15 protein-coding genes are annotated in these 13,129 nt (G+C 68.2%); 6 read left to right on the top strand and 9 right to left on the bottom strand.

Annotated elements, in window-relative coordinates; all coding sequences use genetic code 11:
- Positions 1-78 precede the first annotated feature (78 nt).
- The 3 genes from BLT71_RS02535 to BLT71_RS02525 are packed head-to-tail and all read left to right on the top strand — an operon-like array spanning position 79 to position 1,662.
- On the top strand, positions 79-591 hold the full coding sequence (locus BLT71_RS02535) for a DUF6328 family protein (RefSeq protein ID WP_091717291.1): 513 nt from the start codon (positions 79-81) through the stop codon (positions 589-591).
- 32 nt (positions 592-623) lie between these two features.
- The gene (locus BLT71_RS02530) at positions 624-1,286 is read left to right on the top strand and encodes a DUF6766 family protein (RefSeq protein WP_091717289.1); all 663 of its coding nucleotides are present in this window, start codon (positions 624-626) and stop codon (positions 1,284-1,286) included.
- A 40-nt stretch (positions 1,287-1,326) separates the two neighbouring features.
- Positions 1,327-1,662, top strand: coding sequence for a LuxR family transcriptional regulator (locus tag BLT71_RS02525; RefSeq protein ID WP_091717288.1), 336 nt, complete (start codon positions 1,327-1,329; stop codon positions 1,660-1,662).
- 36 nt (positions 1,663-1,698) lie between these two features.
- Here BLT71_RS02525 and BLT71_RS02520 read toward each other — a convergent pair whose 3' ends face one another.
- The 5 genes from BLT71_RS02520 to BLT71_RS02500 all read right to left on the bottom strand — a co-directional run bounded on the left by BLT71_RS02520 (position 1,699) and on the right by BLT71_RS02500 (position 6,058).
- Entirely contained in the window at positions 1,699-2,823 is a 1,125-nt protein-coding gene (locus BLT71_RS02520) for a glycerate kinase (protein ID WP_091717286.1), read from the bottom strand.
- A gap of 84 nt (positions 2,824-2,907) precedes the next feature.
- Complete coding sequence (locus BLT71_RS02515) at positions 2,908-3,717, bottom strand: SDR family oxidoreductase (RefSeq protein ID WP_091717284.1); 810 nt, start codon at positions 3,715-3,717, stop codon at positions 2,908-2,910.
- A 66-nt stretch (positions 3,718-3,783) separates the two neighbouring features.
- The gene (locus BLT71_RS02510) at positions 3,784-4,236 is read right to left on the bottom strand and encodes a hypothetical protein (protein ID WP_091717282.1); all 453 of its coding nucleotides are present in this window, start codon (positions 4,234-4,236) and stop codon (positions 3,784-3,786) included.
- 499 nt (positions 4,237-4,735) lie between these two features.
- The gene (locus tag BLT71_RS02505) at positions 4,736-5,536 is read right to left on the bottom strand and encodes a class I SAM-dependent methyltransferase (RefSeq protein ID WP_172830026.1); all 801 of its coding nucleotides are present in this window, start codon (positions 5,534-5,536) and stop codon (positions 4,736-4,738) included.
- A gap of 147 nt (positions 5,537-5,683) precedes the next feature.
- Positions 5,684-6,058 carry a DUF7793 family protein gene (locus BLT71_RS02500; protein ID WP_091723763.1) on the bottom strand — a complete coding sequence of 125 codons (375 nt, stop codon included), beginning with the start codon at positions 6,056-6,058 and terminating at the stop codon, positions 5,684-5,686.
- A 51-nt stretch (positions 6,059-6,109) separates the two neighbouring features.
- Between BLT71_RS02500 and BLT71_RS02495 the strand changes: the two genes are divergently transcribed.
- The 3 genes from BLT71_RS02495 to BLT71_RS02485 all read left to right on the top strand — a co-directional run bounded on the left by BLT71_RS02495 (position 6,110) and on the right by BLT71_RS02485 (position 10,611).
- A complete protein-coding gene (locus BLT71_RS02495; RefSeq protein ID WP_407681231.1) occupies positions 6,110-7,825 on the top strand; it encodes an ATP-binding protein in 1,716 nt (571 codons plus the stop codon).
- A gap of 20 nt (positions 7,826-7,845) precedes the next feature.
- Positions 7,846-9,387 (top strand): putative bifunctional diguanylate cyclase/phosphodiesterase, encoded by a 1,542-nt coding sequence (locus tag BLT71_RS02490; RefSeq protein WP_091717276.1) that lies wholly within the window; start codon positions 7,846-7,848, stop codon positions 9,385-9,387.
- Between the two features lie 165 nt (positions 9,388-9,552).
- Entirely contained in the window at positions 9,553-10,611 is a 1,059-nt protein-coding gene (locus BLT71_RS02485) for an EAL domain-containing protein (RefSeq protein ID WP_231994421.1), read from the top strand.
- Between the two features lie 8 nt (positions 10,612-10,619).
- On the opposite strand, the gene BLT71_RS02480 is transcribed toward BLT71_RS02485, so the two are convergent.
- The 4 genes from BLT71_RS02480 to BLT71_RS02465 form a co-directional block, all read right to left on the bottom strand.
- Complete coding sequence (locus tag BLT71_RS02480) at positions 10,620-10,865, bottom strand: DUF6480 family protein (protein ID WP_091717274.1); 246 nt, start codon at positions 10,863-10,865, stop codon at positions 10,620-10,622.
- Between the two features lie 126 nt (positions 10,866-10,991).
- Positions 10,992-11,822, bottom strand: a complete 831-nt coding sequence (locus tag BLT71_RS02475; protein WP_091717272.1) for a glycerophosphodiester phosphodiesterase — start codon at positions 11,820-11,822, stop codon at positions 10,992-10,994.
- Positions 11,823-11,867: 45 nt separating this feature from the next.
- Positions 11,868-12,116, bottom strand: coding sequence for a hypothetical protein (locus BLT71_RS02470; protein ID WP_091717270.1), 249 nt, complete (start codon positions 12,114-12,116; stop codon positions 11,868-11,870).
- Positions 12,117-12,241: 125 nt separating this feature from the next.
- Positions 12,242-13,060, bottom strand: a complete 819-nt coding sequence (locus BLT71_RS02465; RefSeq protein ID WP_091717268.1) for an HAD family hydrolase — start codon at positions 13,058-13,060, stop codon at positions 12,242-12,244.
- Positions 13,061-13,129 lie beyond the last annotated feature (69 nt).

The raw sequence follows: 13,129 nt of genomic DNA, 5'->3' as shown, positions 1-13,129 counted from the left end.
GCGCAACGTTGCCTTGTTTCTGGGTAGGTGGAGAGTAGGAAGGAAACAGGGGGCTGGCCGGGATTGGAGGACGCAGCAATGTCAGAGGTGGAGGATTACACCGGCAGGACCGGGCGGAATGAAACCCGCGAGGAACAGCTGGACCGCAACTGGGCCGAGCTGCTGCAGGAGCTGCGGGTGCTGCAGACCGGTGTGCAGATCCTTGCCGGATTCCTGCTGACGCTCCCCTTCCAGTCACGCTTCGAGGACCTGGACAGGTTCCAGGTGACGCTTTACCTGGCCAACGTCGTTGTCGCCGCCCTGACCACCGCCTTCATCCTCCTCCCGGTCAGCGTCCACCGCCGGCTGTTCCGCAAGCGGCTCAAGGAAACGCTGGTCTCCAGCGCGGACTCCATCACCAAGATCGCGCTGGGCGGGATCGCCCTCCTCAGCGCCGGGACCGCCGCGCTGGTCTTCGACGTCACCGCGGGGCGGCAGGCCGGGCTGACCGCCGGAGGGGCCCTGATGGCGGTAATGGTGGTGTTGCTGGTCTATGTCCCCATCCATCTCAACCGGAAGGCCGACGCCGGCAAACTCGACCGGAAGCTGTAGGCGACCGGAAGCTCTAGGGAACGGAGTAGGAAATGCGCAAATGGGCTAAAGAGCACGGGCTGCTCCTGGCAAACCTGGCCCTCTTCCTGGTGTTCTTCGGAGGCATGATCCTTTCAGGGGCTGCCTCCTACAGTGACGACCAGCAGGCCCACGGGGAACCGGCAGTCACCGTGCTCCAATTCCTGGGCAGCGGGGAATTCGTGGAGGCCACCTTCGAAAACTGGGAGTCAGAGTTCCTGCAGATGGCCATGTACGTGGTGCTGACCGTTTTCCTGTTCCAGAAGGGTTCGTCGGAGTCGAAGCCTGTGGACAAGAAAGCGCCGCAGGACGAAGACCCCCGCCAGGCCGCCATCAGCAAGGCAACGCCCTGGCCGGTGAAGCGCGGCGGGATAGCGCTCGGGTTCTATAAGCACTCGCTGTCTATCCTCCTCTTCGTGCTGTTCCTTGCGTCCTTCACCATGCACGGGGTGGGCGGCGCGGCGGCGTACAGCGAGGACCAGCAAAGCCATGGCCAGCCAGCCGTGACCTTCCTGCAGTACCTGGGCACCAGCCGGTTCTGGTTCGAGTCGTTCCAGAACTGGCAAAGCGAATTCCTGGCCGTCGCTGTCCTGGTGGGCGCCTCCGTCTACCTGCGGGAGAAGGGCTCCCCGGAGTCCAAGCCTGTAGCTGAACCGCATTACGAGACCGGCGCCTGAGCTCCCCGACACCTAGAACCATCCACTACGAGAGGAACCCATGAGGACCGCACTGAAATCAGTCCTGCTCGCCCTGCTTCTCCTGGCCGCCCCCGCACTCTCAGTCGGCGCGGCCTCGGGCGCCCCGGCGCCAGCCGCCGCTACTGCGGCGGTTGGCTTCAGCGCCGGAGCCGCGGTGCCGGCGGGAAACACTCCCACCCCGTCGCCCGGTGACACGTCGTCCACCGGCCCGGCCAACCCCGGAACCGGCGAATCGACGCAGAGCGAATCCACGCGCGTGAACTATGCGCCCTGGGTTATCGGCGGGATCGTGGTGGTGGTTCTGATCGCAGTGCTGATCTGGAGCCGGCGCCGCAACAAGCCCTTCGTCGGCTGATCCACGTAGCCGCCTGCGATTGGCGAGGTGCGGTGACTAAGCCCCTTCGAGGACCTGGCTGGTTGCCCAGGTGAGGTACTTGCCGGCGTTCGCGATGGCGTCTTCCGGGCTTGAGGCAACATCCAGCAACTGGGCCGCGGCCACCACACCGTGCCCGGTGAGGTCCTCAAGGCTCACCAGGATCCGCCCGGCCACCACGATGACGGGGATGCCACGTTCGCGGGCAGCATCGGCGAGCGCGATGGGCGCCTTGCCGGTCAGCGACTGGGAATCCATGGACCCTTCGCCCGTGATCACCAGGTCGGCGCCGGCCAGCTCGCCTGCCAGGCCGGTGAGGCCAGCCACCAGCGCGAAGCCGCCTTCCAGCGTGGCGCCGGTGAAGGCGAGGAACGACGCCGGGAAGCCGCCGGCGGCGCCTGCGCCGGGGACGTTCACGTCCCGGCCTGTCGCTTCCCGCAGGACGGACGCCCAGTTGCGGAGCCCGGCGTCGAGCAGTTCAACAGCGTCATCGTCCGCACCCTTTTGGGGCGAGAAGACGTGCGCCGCGCCGGTGGGCCCGTAGAGCGGGTTACGGACATCCACGGCGATGCGGAAGGTGGTGGCGGACAGCCGTGGATCGAGTCCGCTGGCGTCGAGCGAGACGACGTCGGCCAGCGAGCCACCGCCGAGCGGCACCACGTTACCGGCGGAGTCGAGCGGCTTGAGGCCCAGCGCACGCAGGGCGCCGCTGCCGCCGTCGCTCATGGCCGAACCGCCCAGGCCCAGCACAATCTCGGTGGCACCTGCCTCAAGCGCCGCCGCGATGAGCTGGCCGCAGCCGTAGCTGTGGGCACGGAGCGCGTTGTCCGGCGTCGGTTCCATCTCCGCCAGTCCGGAGGCCTGTGCCGTCTCGATCACCGCGGTGACCTTGCCGGCGTCGTCCTTGCGGATGGCCCACGCGGCACCCAGCGGCGCGAGGATGGGACCCACCACGGCGTTGAGCCGCTCCTCATAGCCGGCTGCGACAGCCGCCTCCAGGGTTCCCTCGCCGCCGTCGGCGATGGGGAACTGCGTAGCCACGGCGTCCGGGTACACGCGCAGGGCGCCCTCGGCGATGGCCGCGGCAGCCTCAGCTGCGGTGAGTGAACCCTTGAACTTGTCCGGAGCGATCAGAATGCGCATGCGCCCATCATGCCAGCCTCAGCCCGGAAAGCGCTTGCCCGATCCGTCATGCGGACAGCGCCTGCATTGCCACTGCAGGAACGCTTAGCCCTGCCGCCAGTCGTGGCCGGTCAGATGCGAACCCGCCTGCGGCCCCATTTGCAGCATGCCGCCGTCCACTGCCCAGGAGGCACCGTTCACATAGCTGGCAGCAGGCGAGGCGAGGAAGGCGATGACCGCGGCAACCTCGCGGGCATCTCCCGGCCGGCCCAAGGGAACCCCCGGCCGGTCCTTCGACGCCGGATCCTCGTTTTCCTGGCCTGTCATGGGGGTGGCAATCTCGCCGGGAGCCACGGGGTTGGCAGTGATGCCGTGCTCGGCGAGCTCGAGCGCCAGGGTCTTCATCAGGCCGCCCAGCCCGTGCTTCGAGGCGTCGTACGCGGACGCGCCGACGCGCGGCTGGAATTCGTGCACGCTGGTGACGGCGATGAGGCGGCCACCCCTGCCGGCGCTGACCATGCGCCGGGCGGCCGCCTGCAGGCACACGAATGCGCCGTTGAGGTTGGTGTCCAGCGTCCGCATCCAGGTGTCAACGTCCAGGTCAAGGAACCTGGTGCCGTCACCGGCGCCGGCGTTGTTCACAAAGACGTCTACGCCGCCAAGCCCGTCAGCCAGCTCATTGATGGCCGCCGCGGCGCCCTTGAAGTCCGTGGTGTCGAGCTGCCGGACCACGGCCTTCCGGCCCAGGGCACGGACCTCGTCGGCCGTGCCCTGGGCTCCGGCCTTGTCCGAGTGCCAGGTGACGCCGACGTCCCGCCCTGCCCGGGCCAGGGCCACCGCAGTGGCCTTGCCAATTCCGGAATCTGATCCGGTGACGATGGCGGTGGCGGGTGCGAACGGGCTGGCGTCCTGCATTCGGCGGCCTTTCGTTGGGGGTTTGGCGGACCTGCCCGGCGGGCGGGCTGTCAGGCGGGCCGGCTGTCAGGCGGGCCGGCGCAGTTCCTGCGGTGTGTAACCTTCGTCGGAGCTGCCACCCGCGGCGTCGGAGGCGTCCGCTGTCTCGGCGTCGTCCCGGGTGTCCGGAACGGCCATCAGGGGAACGGCAAAGGTGACCACGGGGCGCGCTCCGGCGTCGTCAGCGGAGCGGATGGTCAGGCTCCTGGTGCCGGGCGGCACGGCGGGTGTAAAGACCTGGAGGTTCCGTGACCCCAGCGTGGCGGAGTCGCGGAGCGTGTACTCGGTTCCGAAGTGGTCCTGGAGGATGATGCGGGGCTGCGGGCCGCCGTCGGCAGCCATCTGGATGGTGACCACCAGGCCGGTGGCCCAGATCTCGACGGACAGGACGGTGAACGCCGTGGCGTCGGTGACGTGCCGGCCGTACGTGGGCGGCAGGAGCATCCCGCGAAGGGTGCCGGAGGGAATTATTTCTCGCATTGTTTTTCCTGTGGGTCTTGCGTCCACTGCCGCCGGACCGGCCCGGAATGGTATCCCGGTGCTGCCTGTGCAGGGATGCGGGTGCGGCTGGGGCACCTCCCGGGCCGGGTTTTCCGGCTGGGGAGTGGTTGCCTTTCGCTGCGCGGTTCCTGGTTGATGAAGGGTGGCCTGCCGTTTCGGTGGACTGGAAAGCCCCGTTAGGCAGGGATGGCGGAACCTCGCGATTCCGCCGCTGAAATCAATGCGGAGTGCTCCCGGCAGCCGCCGCGGCGTACTGTCCGGCATCTCCGCCACCTGTTGCGCATCGCGTTCCCCCTGCCATACGTTGGCCGCCCTTTCCATGGGCCTCAACAGCCCCAGCTGAGTAATAAGTCTACTTACCAGCAAGCCTCCGATGGCAGGCCGCTGTCAAGGGGATGGCGGGGTTTCGGCGGGAACCCACAGCTCCCGCAGCACGCACGGCACGGGCAGGCGCGCGCCGGGAAGCATGAGGGATGTGTCAGTGGCGCGTTTCCCCGGGGTGCTGCGGGGCCGCTCCGGACAGGCGCCGCGGGCGCAGGGCGGCCACATAGCCGGGCACCCGGCTCTGGCCCTCGACCCCGGTAACGGGGTTGGTTTCGATGGCGGCGGAGCCCTCCTCCAGCAGCTCCCAGGACGCAGGCGGCAGGGCCCGCGAGCGCTCCTTCGGGCCGAAGTGGCCGGGCATCGGCAGGCCGCGGATGGCACGCTCCAGCGGAGCCGGGATGCTGCGCTGCGTGGCGCCCAGATGGGTCACGTACTCCACGGGGTTCCCCTGGAAATTGGTTTCCGCCAGGAACACCGTCCCCCGGCCCCCTGCCAGGACCCGCAGGTTGTCGGCCAGGGCCGCCTGGTCTGCCGGCGCCAGGACGTGCAGCACGCCGCGGACAAAAACGTTGGCCGGCCCGTCCACCAGGCCGGCACCGGCGCCGGGCGCCGTCATGTCACGGACCTCGAAGCGGACGTTGCCCGGGTTGCCCGGCTCCGCTGCGGCGCGGGCGGCGGCATGTGCCGAGATGTCCACGCCGATGGCCTGGGGAAAATGTGCAGCGAGGGCACGGGTGAAGCTGCCGTGGCCGCACCCCACATCCACCACCGGCAACCCCGGGTCAAGGTGGCGGAGGATGAGGTCCCGGTAGCCAAGGAATTCATGGTCGCTTCCGGCGTCCCAGAGCACTTCGCCGCCCGGCCCGGTTGCTGTGATCCCCGCCCAGTAACGGTCCCAGGCGAGCGGCCTGTCCTTGGGTGCGGAACGGGACAGCCGGATGAGCCGGGGAAGCATCAGGTACTTCCGCCAGCCGGTCTTCACGGGTTTTGCGGGGGTAGGCACGCCCCAAATATATGTCCTGAAGCAACTACAGCCGCCGGGACGTGCAGTGTCGGCGCGGCCGCGTACGGGGGCGGATGCCGCATGGGGACGCGGTATGGGTCAGGTGTCGCGCGCCAGCCAGGCCATCGCATCGGTCCGGGACGTGAAGAACCGCGTGGGGCACGGCAGCCTGCTGACGCCCAAGGCGAAGTTGGCCATGACCTTGTCCACGGGCGACGAGCCCAGGAGGGCAATCCTGGAAGCCTGGCACGGCCGGCCGAACACGGCCCGGGCGCCGCGGCTGACCTTCTCGGTAGTGGCCATATCCACCAGCATGGGACGCCGGGTGGACCCGCACATCTCGTTGACCCGATCCATGGCGCTCTGCGCATCGGTCTCGCTGATCGATGCGCCGCGCGGCCACCGGAGCTGCAGGATCCCGCCCTCATCGATGCTGAGATCCCCTTTGACGTGCTCGGCTGGCTGGTGCGTCACTTTGTCCTCCCCGCGATCTTTCTGGAGCCCCACGCCCCTCGTCCCCCTACAATGTACTCAACTGGGAGGGAAGGGGTGGTTGTGGCGTCTGACACGCCCGAGGTTTCGAGCGCGCCCCGCACCGTCGTCGTAGCGGATCCCGACGCCGGGAGGCTGGCTCAGAACACTTCGGCCCTCCGCGGTGCCGGCTACGTAGCGCACGCCGCGGGCGATGCTGCCAGCCTGGCCGGACTGCTGGCGGAAGGCGAACCGGCAGCCATCATCACGGACGCCACCCTGCTGCCCGGCCTGGAGACCGAGGCGCCCCTGCTGGTCATGGTCGACCTGGACGATCCCCGGCAAACATCCGTGCGCCCGCCGGGTATCCACGACTGCATCACCAAGCCAACCTCGCCGCGGGAGCTGGTGCACCGCACCACGGCCCTGATCGACCAGGTGGCACGCCGCAGGGCGTCGCGGCAGGACGCCGAGGCCCTCCGCGAGCAGCTCCGGCTGGTTTCGGCCGCCGTACGCGCCACCAACGATCCCCAGGAAATTGCGCGCTGCGTGGTCGAAGGGTTTGGCCGGACCTTCAAGGCGGACCACGTCCTGCTGGAAACCTTTGAGGACAGCCGCGTTCCGCGCATCACCGCCGCGTGGGACAGCGAAGGGCTGGAACCATTGTCCGACGACGACCTGCCGGACGAGGATTCCGCGCGGCGGACCGCGGACCTGCTGTGGGCCGGCGCCGAGACCCTGTCCACGGATGCCGGGGACGCGGACGACGCCGAGCCCGCCCGGGCACGCGCCGATGGCGGGCAGGCGGCGGACGGCGAGGTTCCGGCGTCGGGCATCTCCAACGCGGCATCAACGCTGGCGGTGCCCATGGGCGAGGGAAGCTCCTCGCTGGGCATCATCTGGATCGCGTCCCTGGACAAACCACGGAAATGGTCGCGCGCAGAACTCGGGCTGATCCAGCACGTGGCGGGCAACGCGGCCCACGGCCTGATCCAGAGCCACCTGATCAGCAGCCAGCAGCAGGTGGTGAAGCAGCTGCAGCAGCTGGACAAGGCGAAGACGGACTTCCTGGCCACCGTGAACCACGAGCTCCGGACGCCGCTGACGTCAATCATGGCCTACCTGGACATGATCCAGGAGAGCACCGAACAGCCCGGCTCGGCCGAGATCCACCAGATGCTGGACATCGTGGTCCGCAACACCGAGCGGCTGCGCACCCTCATCGAGGACATGCTCAGCGTCTCCCGCAACGGCCTCGACGACACCCTGATGCACCTCACCCCGGTCCGCCTCGGCCAGACCCTGGACCTGGTGGCCTCCGCGCTGCGGCCGCTGGCCAAACTGCAGAACGTGACCATCGCGCTGGATCCGGTTCCGGAAGACCCGGAGATCCTGGCCGACGAAATCCAGCTGCAGCAGGTCTTCACCAACCTGGTCTCCAACGCCATCAAGTTCACCCCCAGCGGCGGACGCATCGAGGTGGGCAGTGAATCCCACGCAGCTGCGGACGGCAGCCGCTGGGCCACCGTCCGGGTTGCCGATAACGGCATCGGCATCTCCAGTGACGAGATCGACCATGTGTTCACCCGGTTCTACCGGGCATCCAACGCCATGTCCGGTGCTATCCCGGGAACGGGACTGGGCCTGGCCATCACCAAGGACATCGTGGCCCGCCATGGTGGGACGATTGATGTGGCCTCCACCCTGGGCGCGGGGACCACTGTCACGGTCAGCCTCCCCCTCGATGCAGACCGCACCCAGTCCAACTGAGCGGGGGAAGGAAGAATCCGATGTTCGCGGATGACGATCCCCGGCTCACCCAACTGCTGGACCACATAGTCCGGATCGCATCGGGTGACCTGGGCTCACGGGTTGAGGTTTCCCCTGCCCGCGATGAGCTGGATGCGATCATCATGGGCACCAACCTGCTGGCCGAAGACCTCCAGATCATCTACGAGGAACTGGAACAGCGCGTGCAGGTCCGCACCCAGATGCTGCACGAGGCACACCTCAAGATGCAGAAGATGGCCATGCAGGATCCGCTGACCGGGCTTGCCAACCGGTCCGCGCTGATCGATGCGCTCAGGGCCGCCCTGGATGCGGACACCGCATCAGGGGAAGGGCCGGTGATCCTCCTGATGGACCTGGACGCCTTCAAGTCCATCAACGACTCCATGGGGCACACTGCCGGGGACCAGGTGCTCATCACGGTGGGCCAGCGGGTGCGGAACGCTGTGCGGGCCACGGACGTGGTGGCGCGGCTGGGCGGGGATGAGTTCGCCATCGTCATGCCCGCCGTCGCCCCTGACCAGGCGGCCATTGTGGCGCACCGGATCCTGGCGGCGCTGAGCGAGCCCATCGAACTGCCGGGCAAGAGCGTGCGCTGCGGGGCCAGCATCGGGTTGAGCGTCGGCTCGCCGGGCCAGACCCCGGAAGAGATGCTGATGGAAGCCGACGTGGCCATGTACGCCTCGAAAGCCGAAGGGCAAAACCGGCTGCACCGGTTCGAACCCGGGCTGCTGCTGGTCCGCAGGCTCCGGAGCCAGCTGGTGGAAGACCTGCGGGCGGCCATCAGGAACGATGGCCTGATGCTGTACTACCAGCCGGTGGTGGACCTGGTGTCCCGCCGGCTGGAGGGCGTGGAAGCCCTGGTCCGCTGGAGCCACCCCACCCGGGGGTTCATCATGCCCGACGAGTTCATTCCGCTGGCCGAAGAGGCCGGCCTGATTTCGGAGCTGGGCAACTGGGTCCTCCGCACCGCCGTGCAGCAGCTGCGCGCCTGGATCGACGATTCACTCGTGGACGGCGACTTCTCGGTCCGGATCAACATTTCCGCCACGGACCTGCAAAGCCTGCAGTTCATCGAGGACGTCAGGAACGTCCTCCGGGAAACGGGCGTCAAGCCTGAACAGGTGGTCCTCGAACTGACTGAAGTGGCCATCGTGAAGGGCAACGAGCTGGACCGCTACTCCCTGGCCGGGCTCCGCGGGCTTGGCGTGGGAATCGAGATTGACGATTTCGGCACGGGCTACTCGTCCATCAGCTACCTCCGGCGCCTGCCGGTGGACCGGGTCAAGGTGGACCGGTCGCTGATCTCCGGTTTGGGGACAGACCCCAGCCAGCCGGCACTGGTGGCAGCCGTACTCCAGCTGGTCCGCGCCTGCGGCCTGGAAGCCGTGTGGGAAGGCGTTGAAACGGCGGAGCAGGCGGACATCCTGCGGGAACTTGGCTGCCAGAGCGCGCAGGGCTATTACTTCAGCAGGCCCGTTCCGGCGGACGACATCCCCGCATTGCTCGCTGACCAGCAGGAAAGCGCTCACCGGCAGCCGTAAAAGTACTGCCTTTTTCACCTCACCCGATATACGATCATCGTGCGGGGGACGGTTTTCCGGCACCGCGGAAAACCGCCGTTGTCAGCACCAAACGTTAAAGGCGTTTTAGAAATTGAACATTAATGGGCCAATGGGTCATTACTTCGTCAACTGGGGGCGTAGCTAATGTCGGTTCGTGTACAGGCATGGGGAATCATCGCCGCGGTCCTGGCGGACACTGATCCGTCCGGAGCCGCTGTCCGCCAGCGCCTCAGCAACAGCCTCGACGAGAATCCCGGCGTGCCCGAGCGGGCGCTGCTGGAGTACCTGCTCGAGACCCGGCGCAGCGACGCCAACACCGAAGAGACGCTCGAGAGCGCGCGGCAGATGCGCTTGGCGCCGAACTCCATGCCGCCGAAGTTTGCGGAGCAGTTGGATGCCATCCGCAGCGTGTCCCGCATCAGTGCGCTCCTGGAAAACCAGATGCTGATGACGGCGTTCCAGCCCATTTACGGGCTGGCGGACAAGAGCGTGGTGGGAGTGGAGGCGCTCTCCCGGTTCGTCAGCGATGACGGCGCCGCCGCCGAACTCTGGTTCGCAGAGGCAGCCGCCGTAGGCCTCGGCGCAAACCTTGAGTTCTCGGCACTGGGTTCGGCTGCCGCCGCGGCCAGGGACCTGCCGGCGGACCTGTACGTCTCCCTCAACATTTCGCCTACGTCCTGCCTGGACCCGCGGCTGCCGGAACTGTTCGCGCACATCGACCTTCCCATCGACCGGGTAGTCCTCGAACTGACCGAAACCATCCCGGATGAGGAGTATGCGCAGTTCATCGCCGCCATTAACCCGCTCCGGGACAAGGGCCTGCGGATCGCCATTGACGACACGCACTCCGGCGCCGGGGCACTGAGCCGCATGGTGCACCTGCGGCCGGACTTCCTCAAGGTTGGCCGGGACGTCTTCGGCAACGTGGACAACGACGGCCTCCAGCGGGCACTGACCACCTGCCTGGTGGACTTCACGGACCAGATCGGCACCACCCTGGTGGCGGAGGGCATCGAGACCGTGGGCGAGCTGAAGGTCCTGACGGAACTGGGCATCGACGCCGGGCAGGGGTACCTGCTGGGCCGTCCCTCCGTCCGCCCGCAGGACTGGGCGTCCTGGAACACCCGGCAGGACGCTGATGGCCTCAACCGCCAGCTGGCCGAGCCCGCCGGGCGCAGTCCGCAGGAGAACGAGTCCGCCTAAGCCACTGCCTACTCGGAGTGGCCCTGGTCCCGGCTCATCTGGCCTTCAGCCGGCGGGGTCTCTCCCGGCGGCACTCCACCGCCGGGCTCCAGCCCGGTGATGTTGCCTTCGGCCGGATCCGGGTTGGGCGAGTCCCCCGCTTCAGTGCTGCGCTGTTTCGCGAGGTCGTCCTGGGCCGCGCCGACGTTGTCGGCACTGTCTTTGCCCGGCTTGTCCGGGTTGGCGGGGTCGTTCTCCGGATGGTAGGTGCTCACGGTCCTTCGTCCTTCCGTTCGGGCTGCGGTCCAACGCCCCAGCTCTGGACTAATTGTAAGCATGCTGATGATCCCGCCGGGTAAGGCCGGGCCCGGCGAAGGCCCTGCGAACGGACGGAGACGGTACTAGCGATTCCGGCCCTCTTCGGCAGCGCCCGGGCCGGGCCATTCGCCGCGCTCCATGAGCACCTGGCGCAGCAGGTCCGCCCGGTCGGTGACGATGCCTGCCACGCCGAGCTCCAGGAGCCGGCGCATCTCGGCGGGGTCGTTGATGGTCCAGACGTGGACCACCAGTCCCAGGGACTCCGCGCGGCGCAGGAAACCGGGCGTAACCACCGGCACCGCGCCGTAGCGCACGGGCACCTGCAGCGCGTGCACGTCCCGCAGGACCCTCCGCATCAGCCAGCGGAACGCCGGACCGGGCAGCACGGGGCCCAGCAGCGCGAACAGGGCGTTGGATACGACGCCAGCGGACGAGGCAACCGGGCGGCTGAGCTGCTTCAGCACGGCCCGCCGCCGCCGGTCCGAAAAGCTGGCGATCAGTACCCGGTCGTGGACAGCGTGGCGTTCGATGGCCTCGACGGTGCTGCGGACCGAGCCCCAGTCCTTGACGTCCAGGTTCAGCCGCGCGTCCGGCAGGGCCGTGATGAGTTCTTCGAAGGTGGGAATAGGTTCGCGCCCGCCGATCCGGGCACCGGCAACATCCTGGGCGGGAAGGTCGGCTACGCGTCCGCTGCCGTCCGTCACGCGGTCCAGGGTCCCGTCGTGGAAGAGGAGGAGCACGCCGTCGGACGTGGTGTGGACGTCCGTTTCGAGGTAGCGGCAGCCCAGCTCAGCGGCGGCGCGGAACGCCGCCATCGAGTTCTCGAGTCCGTCCACGGAAAAGCCGCGGTGGGCCATGGCGATGGGAAGCGGGGCGCCATCGGCGCCGGCGTGGTCGAAGAACGGCAGGCTCACAGAGTGAGCGTACCGGAGCCGGCCCACCCGCCCATGGCGGTGGCGTCAGTCCCCGTACGGAAGGATTTCCACGCCGTCGCTGCAGTGCAGCAGCGTCCGGCCGCGGCCACCATCGAGGTGGACCCACACGGCCGAATGGTCAGCCGTGATGGCATCCACCACGCCCGCGGCATCGAATCCGGGCGCGAGCTGGACGCGGACGCGGTCCCCCTGCCGGAGCTTCTTCCAGTGCGGCGCGGGCGTTGCCCTGCGCAGCGGTGCTTCAGCGGTCTGGTGTTTTGCGCTTCGTGCCATGTTGTCCCCTTTGCCGGCCGGAGAGGTGCCTGCCCTCCGCGCTTCACGCTACGGAACGAAGGTGAACGGCAAGTGAGCGCAACCTGTGAAAATGGCGGCAGGTGCACCACACGGGAACGCCGGCGTCAGGAGTGCTGCACCCCAAGGGAAGCGAGGCGTTCCTCCAGGACCTGGGCGACGCCGTCGTCGTCAAAATGCGGTGCCTGCTGCCCCGCAGCACGGATGGCCTCGGGGTGGCCGCTGGCCATGGCGTAGCCGTGCCCGGCCCAGCGGAGCATCTCGATGTCATTGGGCATGTCGCCGAACGCCACGACGTCTGCGGCGCCGATTCCCAGCGCGGCCGCGTACTCGGCGAGGGTGACGGCCTTGTTGACGCCGGGGAGGGACAGTTCCAGCATGGCGACGCCGGGCGAGGAGTGCGTTGCTGCGGCAAGGTGCTCGACGGCGGGGGCCACCTCGGCGAGGAAGTCGTCGGGGGTGCCGTCGCGGACGATGGCAAGGAACTTGACGACGGCGTCATCCGCCGTGAGCGTCTCGCGCAGCGGCGCCGGGGTGAACTGGGTGAGCAGTTCGCTCGATTCGTTCTCGATGAAGCCGGGCTCAAGGTGGAATCCGCTGAGGGTTTCGGCGGCGAACAGCGCGGCGGGGCGGAGGTCCTTGATGATGCGGCGGATTTCCAGGACCGCACCGATGGCCAGGGTGCGGGCGGACACCAGGCGGTCGGCTTCCAGGTCCCAGACCACCGCGCCGTTGGAGCAGATCACGCGGCCGGTGTGGCCCAGTTGTTCCTCGAGCGGGTGCAGCCAGCGGGGCGGCCGGCCGGTCACGAAAACGAGCTCCACACCGGCGGTGCGGCAGGCATGGAAGGCGCGGATGGTGCGGGGGCTGATTTTCCCGTCGTGCCCGAGGATCGTTCCGTCAATATCGCTTGCCACCAACCGCATGCTGCCAGTCTACGTGGATTGCGGGGAGGCGCCTGCGCTGGGGGTTTGGCCGGGAGTCCCGTGGTTCCC

Source organism: Pseudarthrobacter equi (assembly GCF_900105535.1).
Classification (GTDB): Bacteria; Actinomycetota; Actinomycetes; order Actinomycetales; family Micrococcaceae; genus Arthrobacter; species Arthrobacter equi.
The sequence above is the reverse complement of the archived record's forward strand: the minus strand, read 5'-3'. Positions and strand labels throughout refer to the sequence as shown.

Bases quoted from the DNA above. Each gene is read 5' to 3' on its own strand.
- BLT71_RS02535 (WP_091717291.1), top strand. From the start codon at position 79: ATGTCAGAGGTGGAGGATTACACCGGCAGGACCGGGCGGAATGAAACC.
- BLT71_RS02525 (WP_091717288.1), top strand. From the start codon at position 1,327: ATGAGGACCGCACTGAAATCAGTCCTGCTCGCCCTGCTTCTCCTGGCC.
- BLT71_RS02470 (WP_091717270.1), bottom strand. From the start codon at position 12,116: ATGGCACGAAGCGCAAAACACCAGACCGCTGAAGCACCGCTGCGCAGG.
- BLT71_RS02490 (WP_091717276.1), top strand. From the start codon at position 7,846: ATGTTCGCGGATGACGATCCCCGGCTCACCCAACTGCTGGACCACATA.
- BLT71_RS02510 (WP_091717282.1), bottom strand. From the start codon at position 4,236: ATGCGAGAAATAATTCCCTCCGGCACCCTTCGCGGGATGCTCCTGCCG.
- BLT71_RS02520 (WP_091717286.1), bottom strand. From the start codon at position 2,823: ATGCGCATTCTGATCGCTCCGGACAAGTTCAAGGGTTCACTCACCGCA.
- BLT71_RS02515 (WP_091717284.1), bottom strand. From the start codon at position 3,717: ATGCAGGACGCCAGCCCGTTCGCACCCGCCACCGCCATCGTCACCGGA.
- BLT71_RS02495 (WP_407681231.1), top strand. From the start codon at position 6,110: ATGTACTCAACTGGGAGGGAAGGGGTGGTTGTGGCGTCTGACACGCCC.
- BLT71_RS02505 (WP_172830026.1), bottom strand. From the start codon at position 5,536: ATGCTTCCCCGGCTCATCCGGCTGTCCCGTTCCGCACCCAAGGACAGG.
- BLT71_RS02465 (WP_091717268.1), bottom strand. From the start codon at position 13,060: ATGCGGTTGGTGGCAAGCGATATTGACGGAACGATCCTCGGGCACGAC.
- BLT71_RS02530 (WP_091717289.1), top strand. From the start codon at position 624: ATGCGCAAATGGGCTAAAGAGCACGGGCTGCTCCTGGCAAACCTGGCC.
- BLT71_RS02485 (WP_231994421.1), top strand. From the start codon at position 9,553: ATGTCGGTTCGTGTACAGGCATGGGGAATCATCGCCGCGGTCCTGGCG.